At 37.5% G+C, this 21155-nt stretch carries 39 protein-coding genes; 26 read left to right on the top strand and 13 right to left on the bottom strand.

From position 1 onward, the window contains the following. Positions 1-37: 37 nt before the first annotated feature. Complete coding sequence (locus MNY27_RS02700) at positions 38-319, bottom strand: hypothetical protein (RefSeq protein WP_346391829.1); 282 nt, start codon at positions 317-319, stop codon at positions 38-40. 296 nt (positions 320-615) lie between these two features. Here MNY27_RS02700 and rpsJ point away from each other — a divergent pair, with 296 nt between their 5' ends. From rpsJ to infA, 23 genes are all read left to right on the top strand, one after another. Next, positions 616-927 (top strand): 30S ribosomal protein S10, encoded by a 312-nt coding sequence (gene rpsJ / locus MNY27_RS02695; RefSeq protein WP_152183763.1) that lies wholly within the window; start codon positions 616-618, stop codon positions 925-927. 12 nt (positions 928-939) lie between these two features. Then, entirely contained in the window at positions 940-1515 is a 576-nt protein-coding gene (gene rplC / locus MNY27_RS02690) for a 50S ribosomal protein L3 (protein ID WP_152183762.1), read from the top strand. Then, complete coding sequence (gene rplD, locus MNY27_RS02685; RefSeq protein WP_188109450.1) at positions 1515-2129, top strand: 50S ribosomal protein L4; 615 nt, start codon at positions 1515-1517, stop codon at positions 2127-2129. The genes rplC and rplD overlap by 1 nt, the downstream gene beginning before the upstream one ends. Continuing rightward, positions 2129-2410, top strand: a complete 282-nt coding sequence (locus MNY27_RS02680; RefSeq protein ID WP_151901246.1) for a 50S ribosomal protein L23 — start codon at positions 2129-2131, stop codon at positions 2408-2410. The genes rplD and MNY27_RS02680 overlap by 1 nt, the downstream gene beginning before the upstream one ends. Position 2411: 1 nt before the next feature. After that, positions 2412-3257, top strand: coding sequence for a 50S ribosomal protein L2 (rplB, locus tag MNY27_RS02675; RefSeq protein ID WP_152183760.1), 846 nt, complete (start codon positions 2412-2414; stop codon positions 3255-3257). Then, positions 3257-3532, top strand: a complete 276-nt coding sequence (rpsS, locus tag MNY27_RS02670; RefSeq protein ID WP_152183759.1) for a 30S ribosomal protein S19 — start codon at positions 3257-3259, stop codon at positions 3530-3532. Before rplB ends, rpsS begins: the two co-directional genes overlap by 1 nt. Positions 3533-3534: 2 nt before the next feature. Continuing rightward, a complete protein-coding gene (gene rplV / locus MNY27_RS02665; protein WP_152183758.1) occupies positions 3535-3852 on the top strand; it encodes a 50S ribosomal protein L22 in 318 nt (105 codons plus the stop codon). A gap of 1 nt (position 3853) precedes the next feature. Next, positions 3854-4567, top strand: coding sequence for a 30S ribosomal protein S3 (gene rpsC, locus MNY27_RS02660; protein WP_152183757.1), 714 nt, complete (start codon positions 3854-3856; stop codon positions 4565-4567). Between the two features lie 2 nt (positions 4568-4569). Continuing rightward, on the top strand, positions 4570-4995 hold the full coding sequence (rplP, locus tag MNY27_RS02655; protein ID WP_152183756.1) for a 50S ribosomal protein L16: 426 nt from the start codon (positions 4570-4572) through the stop codon (positions 4993-4995). Further along, complete coding sequence (gene rpmC / locus MNY27_RS02650; RefSeq protein WP_152183755.1) at positions 4982-5170, top strand: 50S ribosomal protein L29; 189 nt, start codon at positions 4982-4984, stop codon at positions 5168-5170. Before rplP ends, rpmC begins: the two co-directional genes overlap by 14 nt. Before the next feature lie 10 nt (positions 5171-5180). After that, positions 5181-5426: a 30S ribosomal protein S17 gene (rpsQ, locus tag MNY27_RS02645; protein ID WP_152183754.1), complete on the top strand. Its 246-nt coding sequence runs from the start codon at positions 5181-5183 to the stop codon at positions 5424-5426. Between the two features lie 2 nt (positions 5427-5428). Continuing rightward, on the top strand, positions 5429-5797 hold the full coding sequence (gene rplN / locus MNY27_RS02640) for a 50S ribosomal protein L14 (protein ID WP_013326030.1): 369 nt from the start codon (positions 5429-5431) through the stop codon (positions 5795-5797). Further along, entirely contained in the window at positions 5797-6027 is a 231-nt protein-coding gene (gene rplX / locus MNY27_RS02635) for a 50S ribosomal protein L24 (protein ID WP_152183753.1), read from the top strand. Before rplN ends, rplX begins: the two co-directional genes overlap by 1 nt. Before the next feature lie 3 nt (positions 6028-6030). Then, entirely contained in the window at positions 6031-6576 is a 546-nt protein-coding gene (rplE, locus tag MNY27_RS02630) for a 50S ribosomal protein L5 (RefSeq protein WP_152183752.1), read from the top strand. Next, positions 6576-6761: a type Z 30S ribosomal protein S14 gene (locus tag MNY27_RS02625; protein ID WP_152183751.1), complete on the top strand. Its 186-nt coding sequence runs from the start codon at positions 6576-6578 to the stop codon at positions 6759-6761. Before rplE ends, MNY27_RS02625 begins: the two co-directional genes overlap by 1 nt. A gap of 71 nt (positions 6762-6832) precedes the next feature. Further along, positions 6833-7231 carry a 30S ribosomal protein S8 gene (rpsH, locus tag MNY27_RS02620; protein ID WP_152183750.1) on the top strand — a complete coding sequence of 133 codons (399 nt, stop codon included), beginning with the start codon at positions 6833-6835 and terminating at the stop codon, positions 7229-7231. Positions 7232-7240: 9 nt separating this feature from the next. Beyond that, positions 7241-7777 (top strand): 50S ribosomal protein L6, encoded by a 537-nt coding sequence (gene rplF, locus MNY27_RS02615; protein ID WP_152183749.1) that lies wholly within the window; start codon positions 7241-7243, stop codon positions 7775-7777. Between the two features lie 13 nt (positions 7778-7790). Then, positions 7791-8147: a 50S ribosomal protein L18 gene (rplR, locus tag MNY27_RS02610; protein WP_152183748.1), complete on the top strand. Its 357-nt coding sequence runs from the start codon at positions 7791-7793 to the stop codon at positions 8145-8147. A 12-nt stretch (positions 8148-8159) separates the two neighbouring features. After that, positions 8160-8603: a 30S ribosomal protein S5 gene (gene rpsE, locus MNY27_RS02605; protein ID WP_152183747.1), complete on the top strand. Its 444-nt coding sequence runs from the start codon at positions 8160-8162 to the stop codon at positions 8601-8603. Between the two features lie 3 nt (positions 8604-8606). Continuing rightward, positions 8607-9005 carry a 50S ribosomal protein L15 gene (gene rplO, locus MNY27_RS02600; RefSeq protein WP_152183746.1) on the top strand — a complete coding sequence of 133 codons (399 nt, stop codon included), beginning with the start codon at positions 8607-8609 and terminating at the stop codon, positions 9003-9005. 2 nt (positions 9006-9007) lie between these two features. Then, on the top strand, positions 9008-10270 hold the full coding sequence (gene secY / locus MNY27_RS02595; protein WP_152183745.1) for a preprotein translocase subunit SecY: 1263 nt from the start codon (positions 9008-9010) through the stop codon (positions 10268-10270). Between the two features lie 2 nt (positions 10271-10272). After that, positions 10273-11031, top strand: coding sequence for a type I methionyl aminopeptidase (gene map / locus MNY27_RS02590; RefSeq protein ID WP_152183744.1), 759 nt, complete (start codon positions 10273-10275; stop codon positions 11029-11031). A 36-nt stretch (positions 11032-11067) separates the two neighbouring features. Continuing rightward, positions 11068-11286: a translation initiation factor IF-1 gene (infA, locus tag MNY27_RS02585; RefSeq protein WP_013326041.1), complete on the top strand. Its 219-nt coding sequence runs from the start codon at positions 11068-11070 to the stop codon at positions 11284-11286. Positions 11287-11386: 100 nt separating this feature from the next. On the opposite strand, the gene MNY27_RS02580 is transcribed toward infA, so the two are convergent. From MNY27_RS02580 to MNY27_RS02555, 6 genes are all read right to left on the bottom strand, one after another. Continuing rightward, positions 11387-11680 carry a chorismate mutase gene (locus MNY27_RS02580; RefSeq protein WP_152183743.1) on the bottom strand — a complete coding sequence of 98 codons (294 nt, stop codon included), beginning with the start codon at positions 11678-11680 and terminating at the stop codon, positions 11387-11389. 147 nt (positions 11681-11827) lie between these two features. Next, a complete protein-coding gene (locus MNY27_RS02575; RefSeq protein WP_281346798.1) occupies positions 11828-11950 on the bottom strand; it encodes a hypothetical protein in 123 nt (40 codons plus the stop codon). 9 nt (positions 11951-11959) lie between these two features. Next, the gene (locus tag MNY27_RS02570) at positions 11960-12166 is read right to left on the bottom strand and encodes a hypothetical protein (protein WP_152183742.1); all 207 of its coding nucleotides are present in this window, start codon (positions 12164-12166) and stop codon (positions 11960-11962) included. 3 nt (positions 12167-12169) lie between these two features. Next, positions 12170-13111, bottom strand: a complete 942-nt coding sequence (locus MNY27_RS02565; RefSeq protein WP_343029871.1) for a S1-like domain-containing RNA-binding protein — start codon at positions 13109-13111, stop codon at positions 12170-12172. Between the two features lie 230 nt (positions 13112-13341). Continuing rightward, the gene (locus tag MNY27_RS02560; RefSeq protein WP_152183741.1) at positions 13342-14601 is read right to left on the bottom strand and encodes an arsenic transporter; all 1260 of its coding nucleotides are present in this window, start codon (positions 14599-14601) and stop codon (positions 13342-13344) included. Then, positions 14601-14909, bottom strand: a complete 309-nt coding sequence (locus MNY27_RS02555; RefSeq protein ID WP_152183740.1) for a metalloregulator ArsR/SmtB family transcription factor — start codon at positions 14907-14909, stop codon at positions 14601-14603. The genes MNY27_RS02560 and MNY27_RS02555 overlap by 1 nt, the downstream gene beginning before the upstream one ends. Positions 14910-15045: 136 nt before the next feature. Here MNY27_RS02555 and MNY27_RS02550 point away from each other — a divergent pair, with 136 nt between their 5' ends. Then, positions 15046-15483 (top strand): glycine zipper 2TM domain-containing protein, encoded by a 438-nt coding sequence (locus tag MNY27_RS02550; RefSeq protein ID WP_152183739.1) that lies wholly within the window; start codon positions 15046-15048, stop codon positions 15481-15483. Here MNY27_RS02550 and MNY27_RS02545 read toward each other — a convergent pair. From MNY27_RS02545 to MNY27_RS02520, 6 genes are all read right to left on the bottom strand, one after another. Beyond that, entirely contained in the window at positions 15480-16652 is a 1173-nt protein-coding gene (locus MNY27_RS02545) for an NnrS family protein (protein ID WP_346391828.1), read from the bottom strand. The genes MNY27_RS02550 and MNY27_RS02545 overlap by 4 nt on opposite strands. Positions 16653-16660: 8 nt before the next feature. Further along, positions 16661-17944 carry a spore photoproduct lyase family protein gene (locus MNY27_RS02540; RefSeq protein ID WP_152183737.1) on the bottom strand — a complete coding sequence of 428 codons (1284 nt, stop codon included), beginning with the start codon at positions 17942-17944 and terminating at the stop codon, positions 16661-16663. A 25-nt stretch (positions 17945-17969) separates the two neighbouring features. Beyond that, positions 17970-18464, bottom strand: coding sequence for an Hsp20/alpha crystallin family protein (locus MNY27_RS02535; RefSeq protein WP_152183736.1), 495 nt, complete (start codon positions 18462-18464; stop codon positions 17970-17972). 31 nt (positions 18465-18495) lie between these two features. Beyond that, a complete protein-coding gene (locus MNY27_RS02530) occupies positions 18496-18921 on the bottom strand; it encodes an Hsp20/alpha crystallin family protein (protein WP_152183735.1) in 426 nt (141 codons plus the stop codon). 20 nt (positions 18922-18941) lie between these two features. Beyond that, positions 18942-19379 carry an Hsp20/alpha crystallin family protein gene (locus MNY27_RS02525; protein ID WP_152183734.1) on the bottom strand — a complete coding sequence of 146 codons (438 nt, stop codon included), beginning with the start codon at positions 19377-19379 and terminating at the stop codon, positions 18942-18944. Positions 19380-19460: 81 nt separating this feature from the next. Next, the gene (locus tag MNY27_RS02520; protein WP_152183733.1) at positions 19461-20144 is read right to left on the bottom strand and encodes a Crp/Fnr family transcriptional regulator; all 684 of its coding nucleotides are present in this window, start codon (positions 20142-20144) and stop codon (positions 19461-19463) included. Between the two features lie 34 nt (positions 20145-20178). Here MNY27_RS02520 and MNY27_RS02515 point away from each other — a divergent pair, with 34 nt between their 5' ends. Further along, complete coding sequence (locus MNY27_RS02515) at positions 20179-20487, top strand: hypothetical protein (RefSeq protein ID WP_152183732.1); 309 nt, start codon at positions 20179-20181, stop codon at positions 20485-20487. Between the two features lie 83 nt (positions 20488-20570). Beyond that, positions 20571-20915, top strand: coding sequence for a hypothetical protein (locus MNY27_RS02510; protein WP_346391827.1), 345 nt, complete (start codon positions 20571-20573; stop codon positions 20913-20915). Positions 20916-21155: the final 240 nt, after the last annotated feature.

Here is a 21155-nt window from a genome sequence, read left to right as displayed (position 1 = left end):
ACTGACGAATATTAAAAAATCATTCGGACACTTTATGCTAAAATGGCGTTACAGAAAATATTCCCTTTCTTGGTGTCCGATTTAAAACGCGTTGGGTGTCCGGATGCTCCGTCATATGCACTTTATCTTCTAAATCTATTTTAGAAGGATCTGCATATTTATTTAATGCACCACCTAAAGATAATAAGCTTTGTTTTTTTGTGGTATTTTGAGCAGTAATTTTATCGTTTAAAATTTCAACATCATTCGATAAATTTTTTAGGAAATAAAGAATTTTATCATAGGCATTATCTTTGATCTTTAGTGTTAAGGTATGCATCTTAAATCCTTTACAGTTTTGAGCTATTATAGCATAATAAGATAACAATTGCTCTTAGGTTAAGGGTTTTTAAAAGGTATGAGTTCCTACGTAGAGCATGGGAACTAGAAAATTTCCATAAATTATCCATTTTTTTGTGTAGTGTATTGTATCATTTCCTTATTAAAAGGAAATAAATTTAGAAGTTTTTCCATTTTTGTCCCCTAAATCCTTGAATATTACTCCTAGTTTGAGTATAATTCCGCTCCCTTAAAATAGTTGGGCTAGGATCCAACGAGTTCTTTAGAAGGAAAATTATGGAAAAAATTCGTTTAAAATTGAAAGCTTACGATCATCGTGTACTTGATAGATCAGTAGCATCAATCGTTGAGGCTGTTAAGCGTACTGGCGCGGTAATCCGTGGTCCAATACCTTTACCAACAAAAATTCGTAAATATACTGTTTTAAAATCAGTTCACGTTAACAAAAAATCTCGTGAGCAGTTTGAAATTCGTATGCACGCTAGAATGATTGACATCGTATCTGCTACGCCAGAGACTGTTGATTCATTAATGAAACTAGATCTTGCACCGGAAGTGGACGTTGAAGTTCGCTCTATGGACAAATAGGAGTAGCCAAATATGGAATATATTGTTGAAAAAATCGGCATGAGCCGTACTATCACAGTACCAGCAAAACCAGTTACTCTTTTAAGAGTTCTAGATGCAAAGGTGTGTGAAGTTAATGATGGTAAAGCTATTGTTGCGTACAACAGTGGTAAAAAAATGAATAAAGCAATTGAAGGTCAACAGAAGAAATACAACCTTCCTGCAGAATTTAACCGTTTTGTTACATTAGAAGTAGCAAACGCTGAAGCTGGTGATTTAGATTTGGCTCCACTTGCAGAGGCAAGTGTGCTTAAAACTACATTCAACACCAAAGGTCGCGGTTTTTCTGGTGGTATGAAGCGTTGGAATTTCGGTGGTGGTCCTGCATCTCACGGTCACAGATTTGGTCGTAGAACAGGTTCTATCGGTAATGCTGAGTGGCCAGGTCGTGTTATGAAGGGTAAGAAAATGCCTGGACAATATGGTAATACACAAAACAGTGTAAAAAATGAGATCGTTTCTTACGATGCTGAAAACAAAATCATTGCGGTTTTAGGTTCAGTAAGTGGTGCAAACGGTTCTTTAGGTCGTGTAAAGGTAGCTAAATAATGAGCGCAATCGTTTTAAATGAAAAAATGGAAAAAGCTTCTGAGTTAGCATTACCAGAGTCTTTCTCTGGAATCAACCCTCATAACCTTTACCTTTATGTAAAATCTGCTCAAGCTGCACAACGTGCAAACACAGCAGTTGCTAAAGGTAGAAGTGATGTACGTGGTGGTGGTAAAAAACCATGGTCTCAAAAAGGTGGCGGTCGTGCTAGAGCTGGTTCTCGTCGTTCTCCAATCTTCGTAGGTGGTGGTAAGGCATTTGGTCCTCAAAACAACCGCAACTACGATCTTAAAGTGAATAAAAAGCAAAAGAAACTTGCTCTTAACTTCGCTTTAAATGAGCATGCACAAAATGGTACTCTGTTTATAGTTGACAGCATCGCAGTAGAGTCTGGTAAAACAAAAGACGCTGCAGCAATGTTCAAAGCTCTTAACCAAAGAGATACTCTTTTTGTTAAAGAACTGTTAGATGAGAAAACATACTTAGCATTTGAAAATCTTCAAGCTACTTATGTTATCGAAGCTAATGAGTTAAACGCATACTTAGCTGCTAACTATCGCTCAATCGTGATAGAAAAAGCTGTATGGGAAAATCTTGTAAGTGAGGCTAAGTAATGGCAGATATTACAGATATTAAATCTATACTATATACAGAGAAAACTCTTGGTCTTCAAGAAGATGGTGTAATTGTTGTTCAAACATCACCACGTATGACTAAGACAGGTCTTAAAGAGGTGTTTAGAGAGTATTTTGGAATCATTCCTACAAAAATCAACTCTCTAAATCAAAGCGGAAAAGTAAAACGTTTCCGTGGTGTACAGGGTAAACAAAATGACTTCAAAAAGTTCTATGTTACTTTACCTGAGGGTGCACAAATAGAAAGTTTGGCGGTATAAGATGGCAATTAAAACTTATAGACCGATAACTCCATCTCGTCGTTTTTATACGAATGTAGATAGTTCAGATATCACTGCTAAAGCTAGTGTTCGTTCATTACTTGTTAAGTTACCGGCTCACGCAGGTCGTAACAACAATGGTCGTATCACATCTCGTCATAAGCAAGCAGGTGCGAAAAAACTTTACCGTATCATTGACTTCAAACGTAACAAGTTTGGTGTTCCTGGTACTGTTTCTACTATTGAGTACGATCCGTACCGTAACTGTAGAATTGCACTTGTTACTTATGCAGATGGTGATAAACGTTATATCCTTCAACCAAAAGGTTTAAATGTTGGTGACAAGATTGAGTCTGCTGAGTCTGGTTTAGATGTTAAACCAGGAAACGCGATGAAACTTAAAAACATTCCTGTTGGTACATTGGTTCATAACATTGAGCTTAAAGTTGGAAAAGGTGGACAAATGGTACGTTCAGCTGGAACTTCTGCTCAGATTATGGGTCGTGATGGGAAATATGTTTCACTTCGTATGCCTTCGTCTGAAATGCGTTTAGTACTTGGTGAGTGTATGGCTACTGTTGGTACAGTTGGAAACGAAGAGTATTCTAACATCGTAATCGCAAAAGCTGGTCGTACTCGTCATATGGGTATTCGTCCTCAAACTCGTGGTTCTGCAATGAACCCTATTGATCACCCGCATGGTGGTGGTGAAGGTAAAACGAATTCAGGTCGTCACCCAGTTACTCCTTGGGGTAAACCAACTAAGGGTGCTAAAACTCGTCGTAAAAAAGCTAGTGATAAACTTATTATCACTCGTCGTAAACCAAATGCAAAAAGGGTAGGCTAATGGCTCGTTCAGTTAAAAAAGGTCCATTCGTAGATGACCATTTAATGAAAAAAGTTGAAGCAGCGAAAGCTAGCGGAGACAAAAAACCTATTAAAACTTGGTCAAGAAGATCTATGGTTCTTCCTGAGATGGTTGGGTTGACATTAAATGTTCATAATGGTCGCCAATTCGTTCCTGTATATGTTACAGAGAACCACATTGGTTATAAACTTGGTGAATTTGCACCAACTCGTACATTCAAGGGCCACAAGGGCTCTGTTCAGAAGAAGGGGTAGTCATGGCTAGAGCATTATTAAAATTTATCCGTGTATCACCTATCAAATCTCGTCTTATTGCACGTGAAGTTCAAGGTATGAATGCTGAAGAAGCAATGGCAGCCTTAGAGTTCACTCCAAATAAGGCAGCAAAAATTATCTCTAAAGTTATTGCATCTGCAGTAGCTAACAGCGGTAACGAAGCTGAAGATTGTGTAATTACATCATGTCGTGTTGACAATGGTCCAGTACTTAAACGTTTCCGTCCACGTGCTCGTGGTATGGCTTCAGGTATTAGAAAACCAACAGCACATATCTTAGTAGAAGTAGAGGGTAAATAGAATGGGTCAAAAAGTTAATCCTATTGGTTTACGTCTTGGAATCAACCGTAACTGGGAATCTCGTTGGTTTCCTAACTTTAAAACTGCTCCGGCTAGTTTAGGTGAAGATCACAAGATTAGAACATTTTTAAAGAAAGAGCTTTACTATGCTGGTGTTTCTAACATCATCATTGAGAGAACTGTGAAACGTTTACGTGTAACTATCGTTGCAGCACGTCCCGGTATCATCATTGGTAAAAAGGGTGCAGATATCGAAAAGCTTAAAACTGCAGTTCAAAAACTTGTTGGTAAACCAATTTCTATCAACATCAAAGAAGAGAAAAAAGCACAAATCTCAGCACAGCTTGTTGCTGAAAATGTTGCTACGCAGTTAGAGCGTCGTGTTGCATTCCGTAGAGCTATGAAAAAAGTTATGCAAGGTGCACAACGTTCAGGTGCTAAAGGTATCAAAGTTTCTGTTGCTGGTCGTCTTGGTGGAGCTGAAATGGCTCGTACTGAGTGGTATTTAGAGGGACGTGTTCCACTTCATACACTTCGTGCTAAGATTGATTATGGTTTCGCTGAAGCACATACTACATACGGTATCATCGGTGTAAAAGTATGGATCTTCAAAGGTGAGGTACTTACTAAAGGTATCCCAGCAGAAGCTAAAGAAGAGAAAAAAGAGCGTCGTTCAAGAAAACCACGCCCCCAAAATAGTGAAAAGGCTGAATAATCATGTTAATGCCAAAAAGAACAAAATATCGTAAAGTAATGAAAGGTCGTAACCGTGGTTACGCTCGTTCAGGTTACAAGTTAGCTTTTGGTGACATCGGTTTTAAAGCAGTAGAAGCTGGTCGTATCAACTCTCGTCAGATTGAGTCGGCTCGTATCTCTGCTACACGTCACATCAAAAGAAATGGTAAGATTTGGATTAGAGTATTCCCTGCAAAACCATTAACTGCTAAGCCTCTTGAAACTCGTATGGGTAAAGGTAAAGGTGCAGTTGATAAATGGGTTATGAACATCAAACCAGGTCGTATAATTTTTGAAATGGCTGGTGTACCACATGATTTAGCTCGTGAAGCGCTAACTCTTGCTATGCACAAGTTACCATTCAAAACAAAAATAATTACTGCGGAGATGAGCAATGAAATATTCTGATTTAGCAGGTAAAAGTGCAGCAGAACTTCAAGCTATGCTTAAAGAGAAGAAGACTGAGCTGTTTACTTTAAAAATTAAACAAAAGATGATGCAATTACAAAACACTAGCGAACTTCGTGTTGCTAAAAAAGATATTGCAAGAATCAACACTGCACTTGCTGCAGTAGAGAAGTAGGGGACGAGCGATGACACATAAACGTGAAATTCAAGGTAATGTTGTAAAAATTGCTGGTGACAAGACAGTAACTATTGTTGTTGAGCGCCGTGTAATGCATCCTCGTTACCATAAAGTTGTAAAACGTTTCAAAAAGTACCTAGTACATGATGAGCGTAATGAGTGTAAAGTTGGAGATGAGATTGTTGCAATCGAATGTCGTCCAATGTCTAAAACAAAATCTTTTAGACTTAAGTCAGTTGTAAAAGGAGCGTAGTAATGATTCAAGGTTTTACTCGTTTAAACGTAGCTGATAATACAGGTGCAAAAGAGATTATGTGTATTAAGGTACTTGGTGGTTCTAAGCGTCGTTATGCATCAGTAGGTGACGTTATCGTTGCTTCTGTTAAAAAAGCGATTCCAACTGCTAAAGTTAAAAAAGGTAAAGTTGTTAAAGCTGTTGTTGTTAGAACTCATAAAGAAGTTCAACGTGAAAACGGATCACTTATTCGTTTTGATGACAACGCTGCTGTAATACTTGATGACAAGAGAGAGCCTATTGGTACTCGTATCTTCGGACCAATTGGTCGTGAAGTTCGTTACGCAGGATTCATGAAAATTGTATCTCTTGCACCGGAGGTTGTTTAATGGCAAAATTTAATTTCAAAAAAGGCGATACTGTAGAAATTATCGCTGGTGATGACAAAGGTACAAAAGCAACTGTACTTGCGGTATTCCCTAAGAAAAACAAAGTAATCGTAGAGGGTTGTAAAATAGCTAAAAAAGCTGTTAAACCAACTGAAGAGAACACAAAAGGTGGTCATATCAATAAAGAGATGCCTATCGATGTTTCAAATGTACGTAAAGTGGAGGCATAATAAATGGCTCGTTTAAAAGATAAATATTTAGCACTCAAGCCAGAGCTTCAAGAAGCTTTAGGTATTAAAAATGTTATGGAAATTCCTGCACTAGAGAAGATTGTTATCTCTGTTGGTGCTGGTTTTGCTATGAAAGATAACAAGCTTATCCAAAACATTGAAGATACTATCACTACTATCGCTGGTCAAAAGGCTTCTACAGTAATTGCTAAGAAATCTGTTGCAGGTTTCAAGGTTCGTGAAGGTATGCCGGTTGGTGTTCGTGTAACGCTTCGTGGTGAAAATATGTACAACTTCTTAGATCGCCTTGTATCTATCGCACTTCCACGTGTGAAAGATTTCCGTGGTGTTCCAAGAAATGGTTTTGATGGTCGTGGTAACTATAACTTCGGTCTTCAAGAGCAACTTATTTTCCCAGAGGTTAGCTATGATTCAATCATGCAAATCCACGGTATGAATATCACTGTAGTTACTACAGCTGATTCTGATAAGGCAGGAATGGTTCTTTTAGAGAAACTTGGTATGCCTTTTACTAAAGGGAGCAACTAATGGCTAAGAAGTCTATGATCGCAAAAGCGAAACGTACTCCAAAGTTTAAAGTACGTGGATATACTCGTTGTCAGATCTGTGGTCGTCCACACTCTGTTCTTCGTGATTTTGGAATTTGTCGTATCTGTTTCAGAAAAATGGCAAATGAGGGAATGATTCCAGGTGTTAGAAAGTCTTCTTGGTAGGCGTCAGCTTCCCAGGTAGAAACTCCTAACAGTAGCAGTCGTAAGACTTGCAAAATATAAGGAAAATATAAATGGCAATTAATGATTTAGTATCAGATGCGTTAACACGTGTTCGTAATGCTGGTATGAGAAGATTAGCTACAACGACTTTAGTTCATTCTAAGTCTGTTGAAGCGGTAGTTGGTATCTTGGTTGATAAAGGTTATTTAGATAGCTTTAATGTAATCGAAGATGGTGTAAAGAAAACAATTAAAGTTGTACTGAAGTATGATGATAATGATAAATGTGTAATCAATGAATTAAAACGTGTCTCTAAACCTGGTCGTCGTGTTTACAAAGGTAAAGAAGATATCAAGCGTTTCAAAAATGGTTATGGAACAATTATCGTTAGTACATCTCATGGCGTTCTACCAAATGACAAAGCTTACGAGCTTGGTATTGGTGGTGAAGTTATGTGTACGGTTTGGTAGGAGAGTAGCATGTCAAGAATTGGAAAAAATCCTGTAGAATTTGCTAGTGACATTACAGTTACTACAAATGGAAATGTTATTACTTTTACTAAAGGTAAAAATAGTGTTGATTTAGATACTAAAGGTTATGTTACTTTCGAAATTGAAGGGAACAAACTAACTTTTAAAAATCTTTCAGATTCACGTGAGCATAGAGCTTTCTGGGGAACTTTCAGATCATTGGCTCAAAACATTGTTACTGGTTTAACTACTGGTTACCAAAAACAATTAGAGATCAATGGTGTTGGTTATAGAGCTGCTGTTAAAGGTAAGGTTCTTAACTTACAACTTGGATTCTCTCACGATATCAACTATGAGTTACCAGAAGATATCGAAGCATCAGTTGAAAAGAATGTTATTACTCTTAAAAGCCATGACAAGCAAAAGCTTGGTCAAGTTGCTGCAGAGATTCGTTCTTTCCGTCCACCAGAGCCGTACAAAGGTAAAGGTGTTAAATACATTGATGAGCATATCGTGCGTAAAGCCGGTAAAACTGCTAAGAAATAAGGGAGGAAGATAGATGAATGCTAAAGTATTAAAGAATAAAGTAGCTAATCGCCTAAAGCGTAAGCGTCGTATTCGTGCAAAAATATCTGGTAGTGCTACACTTCCTCGTGTTTCTGTATTTAAGTCTAACCGTTACCTAAGTGTACAAGCTATTGATGATGCAAATGCAACAACTTTATGCGCACTACACTCTAAGGCTACTGGTCACAAGTCAAACAAAGAAGGTGCTGCTGCACTTGGTGAGGCATTCGCTGCTAAACTAAAAGAAGCTAACATCACTGAGATTGTATTTGACCGTAATGGTTACCAATACCACGGCGTTATTGCTGCATTTGGTGACGCACTTCGTGCAAATGAAATTAAGTTCTAGGAGCGCATGGCTATGACAGAAATCAATAGAGATGAATTTGAAGAATCAATCGTAAACATTGGTCGTGTTACTAAAGTTGTAAAGGGTGGTAGACGTTTTCGTTTTACTGCTCTTGTAGTTGTTGGTAACAAAAACGGTACAGTTGGTTACGGTGTTGGTAAAGCTAAAGAGGTTCCTGATGCTATTCGTAAAGCAGTTGATAATGCATTTAAAAACTTAACAACTGTTAAGATTAAAGGTTCAACTATTGCTCACGATATCGAGCATAAATATAACGCTAGCCGTGTTTTACTTAAACCAGCATCTGAGGGTACTGGGGTTATCGCTGGTGGAGCTGCTCGTCCAGTTCTTGAGCTTGCAGGGATTCAAGATATCCTTACAAAATCAATCGGTTCTAACAATCCAAACACACTAGTACGTGCTACAATCGAAGCACTATCTCGTATCAAAGGATAGAAAATGGGTATTGAAAACTTAACACCTGCAGAAGGTTCAACTCACGCTCGTAAGCGTGTTGGACGCGGACAAGGTTCTGGTACTGGTAAGACTGCTGCTCGTGGTCAAAAAGGTCAGAAATCTCGTTCAGGTTACAAAAGAAAAAGAAACTTTGAGGGTGGTCAACAACCACTTGCAAAACGTTTACCAAAAATTGGTTTTCACTCAAGAGTTGAAAAACCATACGTAATTAACGTTGAAAAAATCAAAGCTGTTGCTGAGCTTGAAGAGATTACTATGGAGTCTATCCGTGGTGTTCATAAAATCGCTGCATCAGTTGAAAAAGTTAAACTAGTAGGTGCTTCTGCAAAAGATTTAGCATCGAAAATTAAAGACGAAAACGTTACAACAACAGGTAAATAGTTGTGAATAAAAATCTAGTTAATAAGATACTTATTACTATCGGGTTTTTATTTATCTACCGCCTACTGGCTTATGTGCCGGTACCAGGCGTAGATACTGCAGTTATTGCTTCTTTCTTCGACTCTCACCAATCAGATGCTCTTGGACTCTTTAACATGTTTAGTGGAAATGCTGTTCAGAGATTATCAATAATTTCACTTGGTATTATGCCTTATATCACTGCTTCTATTATTATGGAGCTTCTTGCTGCAACTTTCCCTACTTTGGGTCAGATGAAAAAAGAGCGTGACGGTATGACTAAGTATATGCAGATTATTCGTTATGCGACGATTGTTATTACAATCATTCAAGCGATTGGTGTAAGTGTTGGATTACAATCTTTAACAGGGCCTAGTGGTAACAGTGCGATTCTTGCTGATCACAATACATTTATCCTTTTATCTGCAGTTTCAATGCTTGCAGGGACTATGCTTTTAATGTGGATTGGTGAGCAGATTACGCAAAGCGGTATCGGTAACGGTATCTCTTTAATTATCTTTGCCGGTATCGTTTCTGCGATTCCAAGAGCAATAGGACAAACTATCGAAATGGTAAATACCGGAGCGATGAGTTTCCTTACAGTAATTGCTATCGTTGCACTTGTACTCATTACAGTAGGTATTATCATTTATGTTGAGTTGGGTGAGCGTCGTGTTCCTATTACATATGCTAAAAAGACTATGATGCAAAACCAAAACAAACGTGTGATGAACTACATTCCTATTAAAGTAAACTTGGCTGGTGTTATTCCGGTTATCTTCGCATCAGCTATCTTGATGTTCCCGATGACTGTTTTATCATCAAGTACAAATCCTACTATTCAAGCAATAGCGGATTTCTTAAATCCAAACTCTTACTTTTTTAACTTTTTAACTTTTGTATTTGTAATCTTCTTTGCATTCTTCTATGCATCGATTACATTCAATGCAAAAGATATCTCTGACAACCTAAAACGTCAGGGTGGTTTCATTCCTGGTATTCGTACCGGAGAAGCTACAAAAGAGTTCTTAAATGAGACTGCTAGCAGACTTACAGTAACAGGTGCTCTTTATCTTGGACTTGTGGCAACACTGCCGTTTATGATCATCAAAGGAATGGGTGTCCCATTCTTCTTTGGAGGGACCGCGGTACTTATTGTTGTTCAGGTTGCACTTGACACTATGAGAAAGATAGAAGCTCAGATATATATGAGTAAATACGAAACCCTAAGTGCGGTTGGTCTATAGCAATGGCTATTGCACTTAGAAAACCTCAAGAAATTGAAAAACTTCGCGCAGCTAACAAAATTGTTGGCGGCGCACTCAACCTCCTCAAAGAAAATACCAAACCCGGAATGACATTAAAAGAGTTGGATGCTATGGCGGAAGACTACATTAGAAGTCATGGTGCAAAACCATCTTTTAAAGGTCTCTATGGTTTTCCCAATGCTGTTTGTACATCACTCAATGAAGTTATTATTCACGGTATCCCATCTGATTATAAGCTCCAAGAGGGTGATGTTATCGGGTATGATATTGGTACAGAATTAGATGGCTGGTTCGGTGATGCAGCGATCAGTGTTGGTGTCGGTAAAATCTCTAAAGAGGATGAAAACTTAATCGCATGTGCAAAGGATACTCTGTACTATGCGATTGAAAATATCAAACAGGGTATGCGCTTTAAAGAGCTCTCTTACTTAATGGAGCAGTTTATCTTGGAGCGCGGTTTTGTACCACTCCGTAACTTTTGTGGGCACGGCATTGGTAAAAAGCCGCATGAAGAGCCGGAAATTCCTAACTATCTTGAAGGAAACAACCCAAAAGCGGGTCCGAAGATAAAAAATGGAATGGTTTTTTGTTTGGAGCCGATGATTTGTCAAAAAGAGTCAAAGCCTGTTATTTTAGATAACGGGTGGGATGTTGTTAGTACCGATGGTTTACGCGGTTCACACTATGAGCACACTGTCGCAGTTGTTGACGGTAAAGCTGAAATTTTATCTCTTGCGTGAGAGTTAAAGTAAGAAATTTCTTTATAAAGGACTAAAATGGCTAAAGCAGATGTTATTGAAGTTGACGGCAAGATTATAGAGGCTTTGCCTAATGCAACTTTTCGTGTAGAGTTGGAAAATGGGCATATTATTTTGTGCCATATTGCAGGCAAAATGCGTATGCACTATATCAAAATTCTTCCAGGCGACAAAGTGAAGCTTGAGTTAACACCATACTCACTTGACAAAGGTCGTATCACATATAGATACAAATAAAGTATATAATGTTGCACCACACTTTTGCTTTTACCCTCAAGGGGCATCGAGAAGCAATGGTGGTGTCGGCATTTAGTGCCAGATAACCTCTTTGATTTATTTAAAACTTCCTATCATTACGGAACTCTGAAATTTCAGTCTCCACCATCTCATCTATCATAATTGTAAAAAGTTCACTAATCATATTTGGATTTATGTTTAGTTCAATGGCACGTTTACGAACACGTTGCATTATGTCATCTATTCTATCTTCGGCTTTTACTTCCTCTACAGAGTTTTTAAAACCTGCAGCCTGGTGAATAAGATGGCTTCTCTCAGAGATTAAATCAACAAGTTTTGTATCTATTTTATCTATCTCATCTCTTACTTCTTGCAGTGAATTACATGTTTTCATATCTATCCTTTAAATGGAAAATTTATCCGTTAACACTTTTGTAACAATTTATTACTATAATAATACCTACGATTCTCCTTGTATATCCTTAATTTGATTCATTAATGATATACATACAAATTTCAAAGCAAACGCCATTGAGAGATACTATCTCTCAATATCTCTGTTTATCCAAGCTAAATAACCAACACCGACTATTAAGATACTAAACATGACTATCCAGATAAAAAAGTCTCCACCACTTGCAGCTTTTTCTATATTTTCATTCATTATATACTCCTAGTTTGGCTTTATCAATTTTTTTATCGCTTTGGGTATATGTGCAAAAGGGATGTTATATTCATCGAGTTTTTTGCCATTTTCATAACGAAAGACATCAAGTGTCATATTATCCGGTTTAAAACGAATCAATTTGTAGGTGATTGAATTTTCAGTGAATTCGAGATTTTTATCACGAAGTTCTAGATTTTTTTTCTTCTTTGCCATTTTTTAATCTTTTAGATAGATACCTGTCTCTTTTACATCGATCTTATTTTCGGTTCTGAGCTTTGTAAGAGCGGCTTTAAACTCTTTTTTACTCATTCCAAAAGTGTCTTTGATAAGTTCTGGATCACTTTTTGAGTTGTAAGGCATGATACCATTGTTCTCTTTGAGAAGTTCAAGGACTTTGTCTGCTGCACTGCCGCTCTTTTTACTGCCGGCTTTTCGTAAAGAGAGGTCAATATTACCATCTTTGCGAATCGTTTTGATGTAGGCTTTTTTATGTTCACCTACAGTGATCTTCTCAAAAATCTCATTATGATATATTAGACCTTCGTATTTGTTTTCAACAAGGCATTTATACCCGAGCGGAGTCTTTGTAAGAATTAAAATATTTACCTCTTGATGCGGTCTGAGCTCTTTGACACGTTTTTCAAAAAAATCACCCAGCTTCTCTGTAGCTATAAGTCTGTGTGTTCTCTCATCATAAACAACTTTGACAAAGCGTTTCTCACCGACAACAGCAGTGGTTTTTTGAAGTTTTTTTGGTAGGAGCAGGTCTTTTGGCAGTCCCCAGTCTAAAAAAGCGCCAAAAGGAGCGATATCTACAATCTCAAGCACTCCAAACTCATCCAGTTTTACTTTTGGGGTATCTGTTGTTGCTACGAGTCTGTCTTCTGAATCTGTGTATAAAAAGACATCTATTAAATCTCCCTCTTTCATATCTTGCGTGAGGTATTGTCCGGGTAGAAGAACATCATTGCCGTCTTGTGCCATAAGATAAGCACCCGGAGTGGTAAGTCTGTCAATTTTAAGGGTGTTGATAAGCCCCAACTCTAAAAAGTAGTTTTGTGTTTGCATTGGTAATTCCGTTGTATTAAGATAATAGACTTCTTGTAAAACTCCTATAAGTCTCAAAGAGCTAAGAAGTGGTAAGATTGTGAAAAACAAATTTTTCAGCCTAGCCATAGCTAAGGTGAAAATATTTTTTTGCTGCAAGATTACTGTTTCTTAACTCTCCTTATGGGCATATTCTAGAGAGCTCTACTCTGCGTTAGATAACCCAAACCGTAGCTTTGGCTACGCTTGAGAACATCTGCCTTGATTAAAACTCTCTATAATATGTTGAGACATATAGGAGTTTTACAAGAAGTCTAACAAAATTATAGCTGAATTTTTCTTTAACTGTAAGCGACACCTAGAAGTACGATAAGTAGTACAGGTGGTGTGATAAGTAAGCCAAATTTCGAGTAGGACCAGAAACTTATTTTGACATCTTTTTTCTCTAAAGAGTGCAGCCAAAGCAGCGTTGCAAGGGAGCCAAAAGGTGTCATTTTAGGTCCTAAGTTACAGCCGATGATATTGGCATATATCATTGCCTCATTGCCAATGTCATGCAGGGCAATATCCATAATCATTATGGTTGGCATGTTGTTCATAACAGCAGAGAGTATTGCAGAGATAAAGCCTGTCCCTACAATTGCAATAAGCTGGCTTTGTGCATTGAGATACTCTAAAATATGTGTGATTTCATTAGTAAGTCCTACATTTTTAAGTCCATAAACCACCACATAAAGACCAAGGGAAAACCAAACTACCTGCCAAGGAGCCTCTTTAATGATAGTTCTCGCATGTACAGCTTTTGTGCGTGAGGCGATAAACAAAAAGAGAAGCCCTCCACTTAAAGCAAAGACCGAAATCGGAATATGATAGATATCTCCTATAGAATAGCCTGCAAGCAAAAGAGCTAAAAAGAACCAGGAAAATTGGAAAAGCTTTTCATTCTTTATGACACTTTTTGGGTCTGGTAAGAGAGCGATATCTACACTTTTTGGTATATCTTTATGCAGCAGTAAAAACAAAAAGAGCATCGAAGCTGTAACACTGACAAGGTAAGGCAGTATCATATTGGATAAAAATTCGATAAAACCGATACCAAAGTAGTTAGCAGTTACAATATTTGTCAGATTTGAGAAAACAAAAGGGAGTGATGCCGAGTCACTGATAAATCCGCCAGCAAGTAAAAATGCGAGGATGGTCTTTGCATTGAGTTTAAGTACACGCATTTTTGCCAAAAGGATCGGTGTGAGGATAAGTGCTGCACCATCATTGGCAAAAAGAGCGGAAACAACTGCTCCTAAAATGATGGAGTAGAAAAACATTCGTCTTCCGTCTCCATTTGAGAGCTTTGCCATCTTAAGTGCTGCCCATTCAAAAAAGCCTATCTCATCCAAGACCATAGAGAGGATAATGATACCGATAAAGGCCAGAGTTGCATCCCAGATGATATTAAAAACAGTATGGACATCATCAAAACTGACAACACCAAGAATGAGAGCAATGATGGCACCGATAACCGCAGTAGTACCGATCTGAAGACCTCGAGGCTGCCAGATAACAAAGATGAGAGTAATTAAGAAAAGTAAAATTGCCGTTATCATTATGCTGTACATCCTTTTTGAAGCTCAGGAGTCTTAAGATCAAGGTATGATATCTCTTTGAGTATAGATTGGCGGAACTCATCCAGAGGTGTACGAATAGCATAGTATGCCCAGCGTCCCCGTCTGTCAACTTTTAAAAAACCGGCATCTTTGAGTATTTTTAAGTGGCGTGAGATACGAGACTGTATCATTCCAAATGCCTGTTCAACATCACATACACAAACCTCTTTATGTTTATCTATAAAGGCAAGTATTTTAATACGGGTTTCATCATTAAGTGCACCCATAGTCTGTAAAAAAGTTTCCATCTTCTCTCCTAAAGTTTGGAAGTATATCTAAATAAAAGACATATATCAAGATATCTTGATATGTTAACAGCTAAGAAATATACATTTGGTATAATAGAAGCAATAAATAAAGGGCACCTTTAAAAAAGGATTGAATATGAAAGAGATAATTTTAGCATCAGTAAGCGTATTTGCACTTATTTTTAGCGGATGTGCTACAACAAACGGTCCTGAATATAGTGGAAGTTCATACAGAAATATAAAAATATATGAGACTGGGACTATTCAGAGTGTTAGACCTGTTGTTATAAGTGATAGCGGTAGTGGAACATTTATTGGTGCGATTATAGGGACTGTACTTGGTTCTACAATGGGTGGAGGACGTGGAACTGCTCTTACAACTTTGGCAGGTGGACTTGGTGGAGCTTATGTCGGTAGTCAGGTTGCAAAAGCGAATGCCTCTGAATTATCAGTACTACTGGATGATGGAAGAGAGATCATCGTTGTTGTGAAAGGGAAAAACTTCCTTGTTGGTGATCGAGTAAAAATTATAAAAGACGGCAACAGAGTTGATCAGGTTTATAGAATAAACTAGGGCTGCTTGCCAAAGATTAAGATCTTTGCATATCTACCACCCCAGAGCAAGAAGAGAATGAGCCATGCTGTAAAGGAGATATCAAAAAGAAAGTTCGCTCCCCATCCAAAAGCGACATTGATACTAAAGAGAGAACGTAGGAGTACAACTACTTGGATAAATACAAATATACCAGTAGCAAATTTGTCAGCTTGCGGAGGCATACCGGCATGACCGAGTGTTACACGTGTTCCAAAACCAATGAGAACTGTTGTTAAAAATCCGATGGCCAAAAGGTGGATATTTAAAAAGTAAAAAGATGTATCTAAAAACAGAGCTGCGGCTAAACTGATAGCTGAGAGCCCAAAGGCAGTCGGAAGCCAAAAGAGTGCAAGATGCAGTACCCAAAGAATAGAAGGGGAGTGTAGTGGATGTAGGTCCCAGCGAAGAAACTCACGCAGCATATAAAGCGCTAGGATTGTGTCGATAAGCAGCTCAGCCATTTTAATATCTGCAGAAGCAAAGATACTTTTTAAGATAAAGAGACCAAAGACTATCTTGATAAAATGAGGATTCTTTTCAGCCCACGAATGAGAGAAAAAAGGAATCATTCTCTGTCCTATGCTAAATGCTAAAAAGATGAGGTAGAGATAAAAAGTGATGTTAATAGCCGTCGGTATAAGGGTGTAAAGACTAAAAAGTGTAGCAATAATAAAAAGAAGATGTCCTGCAAGTCCGAAATACTGAGCGATTAAGATCCAATATGAGTCTTTTTTATCAGGTGCGTGTCCTACGTTATAGATTTTTTGGAGTTTGTAAACGATAAATACCTGTGAAATAAAGAGTAAGAGCATTGCAGAAGCTGCAAGGTAGACATTTGCAAATGCGCCTACAACAAAGAGCAATGTACCTGCAAGGTTTACATAGAAAATAGTAGTGTAGTAGTTTTTCTCGATAACATGTGACTGATTAAAACGAGGGAAAGTTGTAAATAAGAAACCGGTAAAGACATTGTTAAAAAGTAGATATGCAAGTGTGTAGACATGAAATGTTGTTGTGTCTATTTGCAGTGTAAGAACACCCTTATATGAAAGTGCAAAGATAAGCATCATGACAATAGCATTGAAAACACCTAAGATGAAAAAAGGCTGGTGAGGTTGTGATAAGAAATAGTTTTGTTTCATTTGCATTAATCTTCCTACATGAGATAATCTTGACCTATTTTTTTGCAGTATGCACCAAGCATAGCATGCTCAAAGTCATTGTTTGTAGCGTATTGATAGCCAAAAGTTTTACTCCAAAGCTCGTGAGGCTCCATGCAGAGATAGAAAAAGACTTTGTCCTCTGTATGCGCCCCGTAGGAAGTGCCCTTGGGGTGCCATGGTTTGAAGCTTTCATAGGCATGTTTGAACATCTCTATCTTTGTTTTTTCCGGATAGGATGTTTTTCCACTTGCATCCTCATGGGGAATCTGTGTGATCTTACTTCGAAACTCCCGCTCCCGCAACTGTTTGATAACAGGCTTGATAAATGTCAATGTTCCAAAACTGACAAGCGCTACCTCTGATGGATGAAATTCTAGTATAAGTTTTTCATATATTTTTTGATATTCGTCAAGATAACCCTTATACTCGACTATTGGGTGAAAGTGAAAGCCGACTTTTACACCCTTGTCTGCCATTTTTCTTGCAGCTGCGATGCGTTTGTCAAGGGAAGCCGTGAGGTGTTCTTCATTCTGGATGATAGTAGGTGTGTTGAGACTCCAGGTACAGAGAATATTTTTTGGAACATCATTTTCAAGCAGATACTTGATATTGTCCGATTTTGTTTTAAACTCCAAAATAACATTAGGATTTTTTTGTGCGAACTCCAGAAGTGCTTCAAGCACTCCTTCACGATTTCCAAACATCAGTGAATCTGAAGCCTGCCCAGTACCTATATGGTAGGTTTTATTTGGGTCAAGCTCTAAATTTAAGAGTTTCTCTTTGAAACCAGAGTCAAAGGTGATAGTGTTTTGATTGTAAAAGCTCTGAATGGAGCAGTAAGAACAGTCAAAGCCGCATGATTCAACAGCATCAAGTGTTAAAAGATTACAACAGCGTGTCTTCTCACTTGCAACCGGGCAGAGACCAAGGCCGAAGCCATCTTTGGCTTCTGTTTTGAAAGTGTACTTCTGTTCTTTTGGAATGTTCTTAAGCTCAAAGTTCTCATAAGAGTTGGGAGTGTTGCGAATAGTCTCATAAGCCTCACGCAGCTTTTTAAGTGCTATTTTTTTTGTAGGATGGTCAGGAAAAATTTCATAGATGCGTTGTTCATCCCACATCTCTAAATCACGTGCAATATTGATGACTTGAAGGAGCTCTTGATGGGAAAATTTATAGGAAAAGGCCAACTCCCTTATGAACTTTTGTTCATCTTTTGGGAGTTTAGAGTAAAATGTATTAACAACAGCTCTGTTAAATTTATCTTCATAGGAATTCATAAGCGAATTCTAGCGAAAAGTTTACTTATTTGATAGGAATTATTTTCGCTTTTGGTTTTTTTATCTCAGTTTTTGGAATGCTAATGGTTAAAATACCATTTTTAAACTCAGTTGCAAGTTTATCTTCATTGATATTTTCCGGCAGTTGAATCATCTTCTTAAAACTTCCGTAAAATATCTCTTTTTTGACAAAATCTTTGGACTTTGTCTCTTTTGTCTCTTTCCTCTCACCTTCAAGTGTCAAAATTTTCTCATCATTGATGGAGAGTTTGATATTTTCTTTTTTAACCCCTGCCAAGTCAAATTCGATGATAATTTTATCTTTTGTATCTTGAATGTTCGTTCTTGGATAGTTGATATTGTTAAGTGCTGCAGCGTTGAGATGAGACTCAATGAGTGAATTGAAATATTGGTTCATCTTCGCAAAATCCGCATCATAAGGGTTTGTTGTATTTGTTGCTGCACTAACTGCACCGCCAAGAAGTGAAGCTGCGAGTAATGAAGTTAAAAGTTTTTTCATGGTTTTTCCTTGTTAGCAGTATCAGCACCTTTTATTTGATGCTGATACTTTTTGTCTTTTTAGACTCGACTTTCTCTAATGTAAGATAGAGTCTTCCATCTTCAAACTTTGCTTCGATTTTATCTCTGTCAATGTTGTCAGAGAGAACAAAGCTGCGTGAGATGACACCGAAGTTTGACTCACAAAGATAGTAGTCATCTTCTTTGACCTCATTTTTGTAACGTCTAAGAGCTGTTACAGTGAGGTAGTCATCTTCTATTTTCAATTCTATATCTTCTTTTTTAACACCTGGTAAATCAACCTCTATTGTAAAGGTGTCATTATCATGTTTTGCCAGGTTTGCCAGAGGCAGATGTGAAGCTACATTGTTAAATGTATCTTTTACAAGCTCTAAACCTTTTTCTACTTTATCTTCGACTTTTTCAGCGATCTCTTTTGATGTTTTTACGATATCCATAAAGCACCTCCTAAAATTTATTATTTAATCTCGATTTTTTTCGTACTCTCTTTAACGACTTTGAGTTTTGGAATGATAATCTCAAGCACACCATCTTCACTTTTTGCCTCAATCTTTTCTACATCGACTTTCTCCGGCAGTGTGAAGCTTCTTGAGAATGTACCATAAGAGCTCTCAACTCTGTAGTAATCTTCCTCTTTTACCTCTTCGCGTGTTTCACGCTTACCTTTGATAGTGAGAACATTTTTATCAACACTGATCTCAACATCCTCTTTTTTTACCCCTGGCAGGTCAACATCGATGTAGTAGGCATCATCACCTTCACGTGTATTTACTGCCGGAGTAAAATCAAAAACTTCATTTGATTCTTGTTCTTCAAATTGTTTAAAAAATTCATTAAATAGATCAAATCTTTCTCTTGTTGTTTGGTATGGACTTCTATATCTTGTTACTACCATGATATACTCCTTAAAATTGTATCTCTTAGTCTCTTGGACTAAATCTAGTGAAATAATAAAATATTTTATAAAGGAGTTTTGCTACTTAAGTAGCATTTGGGAGGCTTTTTCTTGCAGTTTTTTAAAATTTGTGATTTTGATGTTGCGTCGGCTGGTTTCGATGAGCTTATCAGCTTTAAGCTGTTTGAGTGTACGCTCAACGACATGACGCACAGTTCCTAGAAGTTTTGCAATCTCTGAGTTGGAGAGATTATGTAGGAGATTGTATTTAAAACGTTTGTTTGGATTGAGATTGTCCACAAGCAGATTAATAAGTCTGTCTTTTGTATCATAAAGTGATAAGTCGGTTGCCAACTCTTCAGTATGGCGCATTTGAGCAGCAAGATAAGGGAAAAACTTTTTATTGAAGGTGTGGTCGTTCTCAAGCCAGTAACGAACCCTCTTAATTGGCAACTGTAGTACTTTACAATCTTCTAACACCTCATAGATAACATCATGTGGTTTGTTGTCAAGCAGAGTGATAATATCAAACATATCTCCGCGTTTATAGATGAAAATGGTCTGTTCTTTGTTGGTCTCAAAATTAATTTGATAGGTTTTTATTCTGCCATCAACAACGATGTAAAAATACTCCATCAAATCATCAGGGAAAAATGGAGAGGCACCTTTTTCAAACTCTAAAGGTTTTGCATATTTATAAAACTCATTTTCAAAAGTTTGTGTTGTGTTGTTAAGCAGGTCTAATTGTTTTGGATTGTTTTGCATGCTATAATTGTAACATAAGTCGAGGAGTAAGGATATGTGGGACGGGGAGAAACTCTTTTTAAATTTTTTGGTTCTTATCTGTGCTGCTTTGTACTGGTTCACAACTTCACATTATATTCCTGCTGTTTTAGGATTTTTGATAGTCTTTTTATACTTCTTTGATGAGACCTTTGCTTTTATGACTTTGATACTTTCAGTACTTACTCTACTTCTGATGATTATTCTTCTTTTTATCGATTACTATTACTTTTCCAAAGGCGATGATTTCGCACAGTTTGGTTTTAGTGTACTTTATATGGGAGTACTCTATTTTAAATCAAAAAGCATTTTTGAAGCAAGCTAAATTTATTGCAAATTGTAAGATTTTTTAGTGAGTGAAGTTTTTTACACTACTATTTGAATTATTTTGAATGGTAGGAAGGTGATATGACTTTAGGAAAGTGTCCTTACTGTGAAGATGGCTTGATAGAGGTACGTGACAAAGAAGTACGAGGGAAGAAGGTAAAACTCTATGCCTGCTCGAATGCGCACTGGATGAGTGAGGATGGTGAGATGTATGAGCTCACGCAGGATGCAACTTGTGACTTTAGAATATGGCAAAATACACTCTCACGTTATGGAAAGTGGCTTTCTTACAAGGAGGTACGCTCTCTTTTGAGTGAAGGAGAGCTTGAAGTTGAGCTGGTCAGTAAAAAGTATGGTAAAAAGATTAACTATACAAAAACTGCAATCCTTAACCAAGAGTACGGAGTAAGCATAATTTGGGATTAATTTGGGTAAAATTAATTTTAAGTACCTTCCCATAAATAACCTCAATTTCAGAAGCTTAAAAAGAGGACTAATGTGAGGCAAAAATACGTAGGAGCTACTAGTAGCTTCAAGTGTTTTTAACGAAGCAATAGCCTTCTTTTTAAACTTCCCTTCGGGCAAAAAGCAAATAGCCCTATTGTGTCGTTAGATTCCTTTGGATTAACTTGTTAGTCCTGCAGAAATCTGCCTAGCACTAGAGCT

It is taken from the genome of Sulfurimonas sp. NWX79, from assembly GCF_039667035.1.
Lineage (GTDB): Bacteria > Campylobacterota > Campylobacteria > Campylobacterales > Sulfurimonadaceae > Sulfurimonas > Sulfurimonas indica.
The sequence above is the reverse complement of the archived record's forward strand: the minus strand, read 5'-3'. Positions and strand labels throughout refer to the sequence as shown.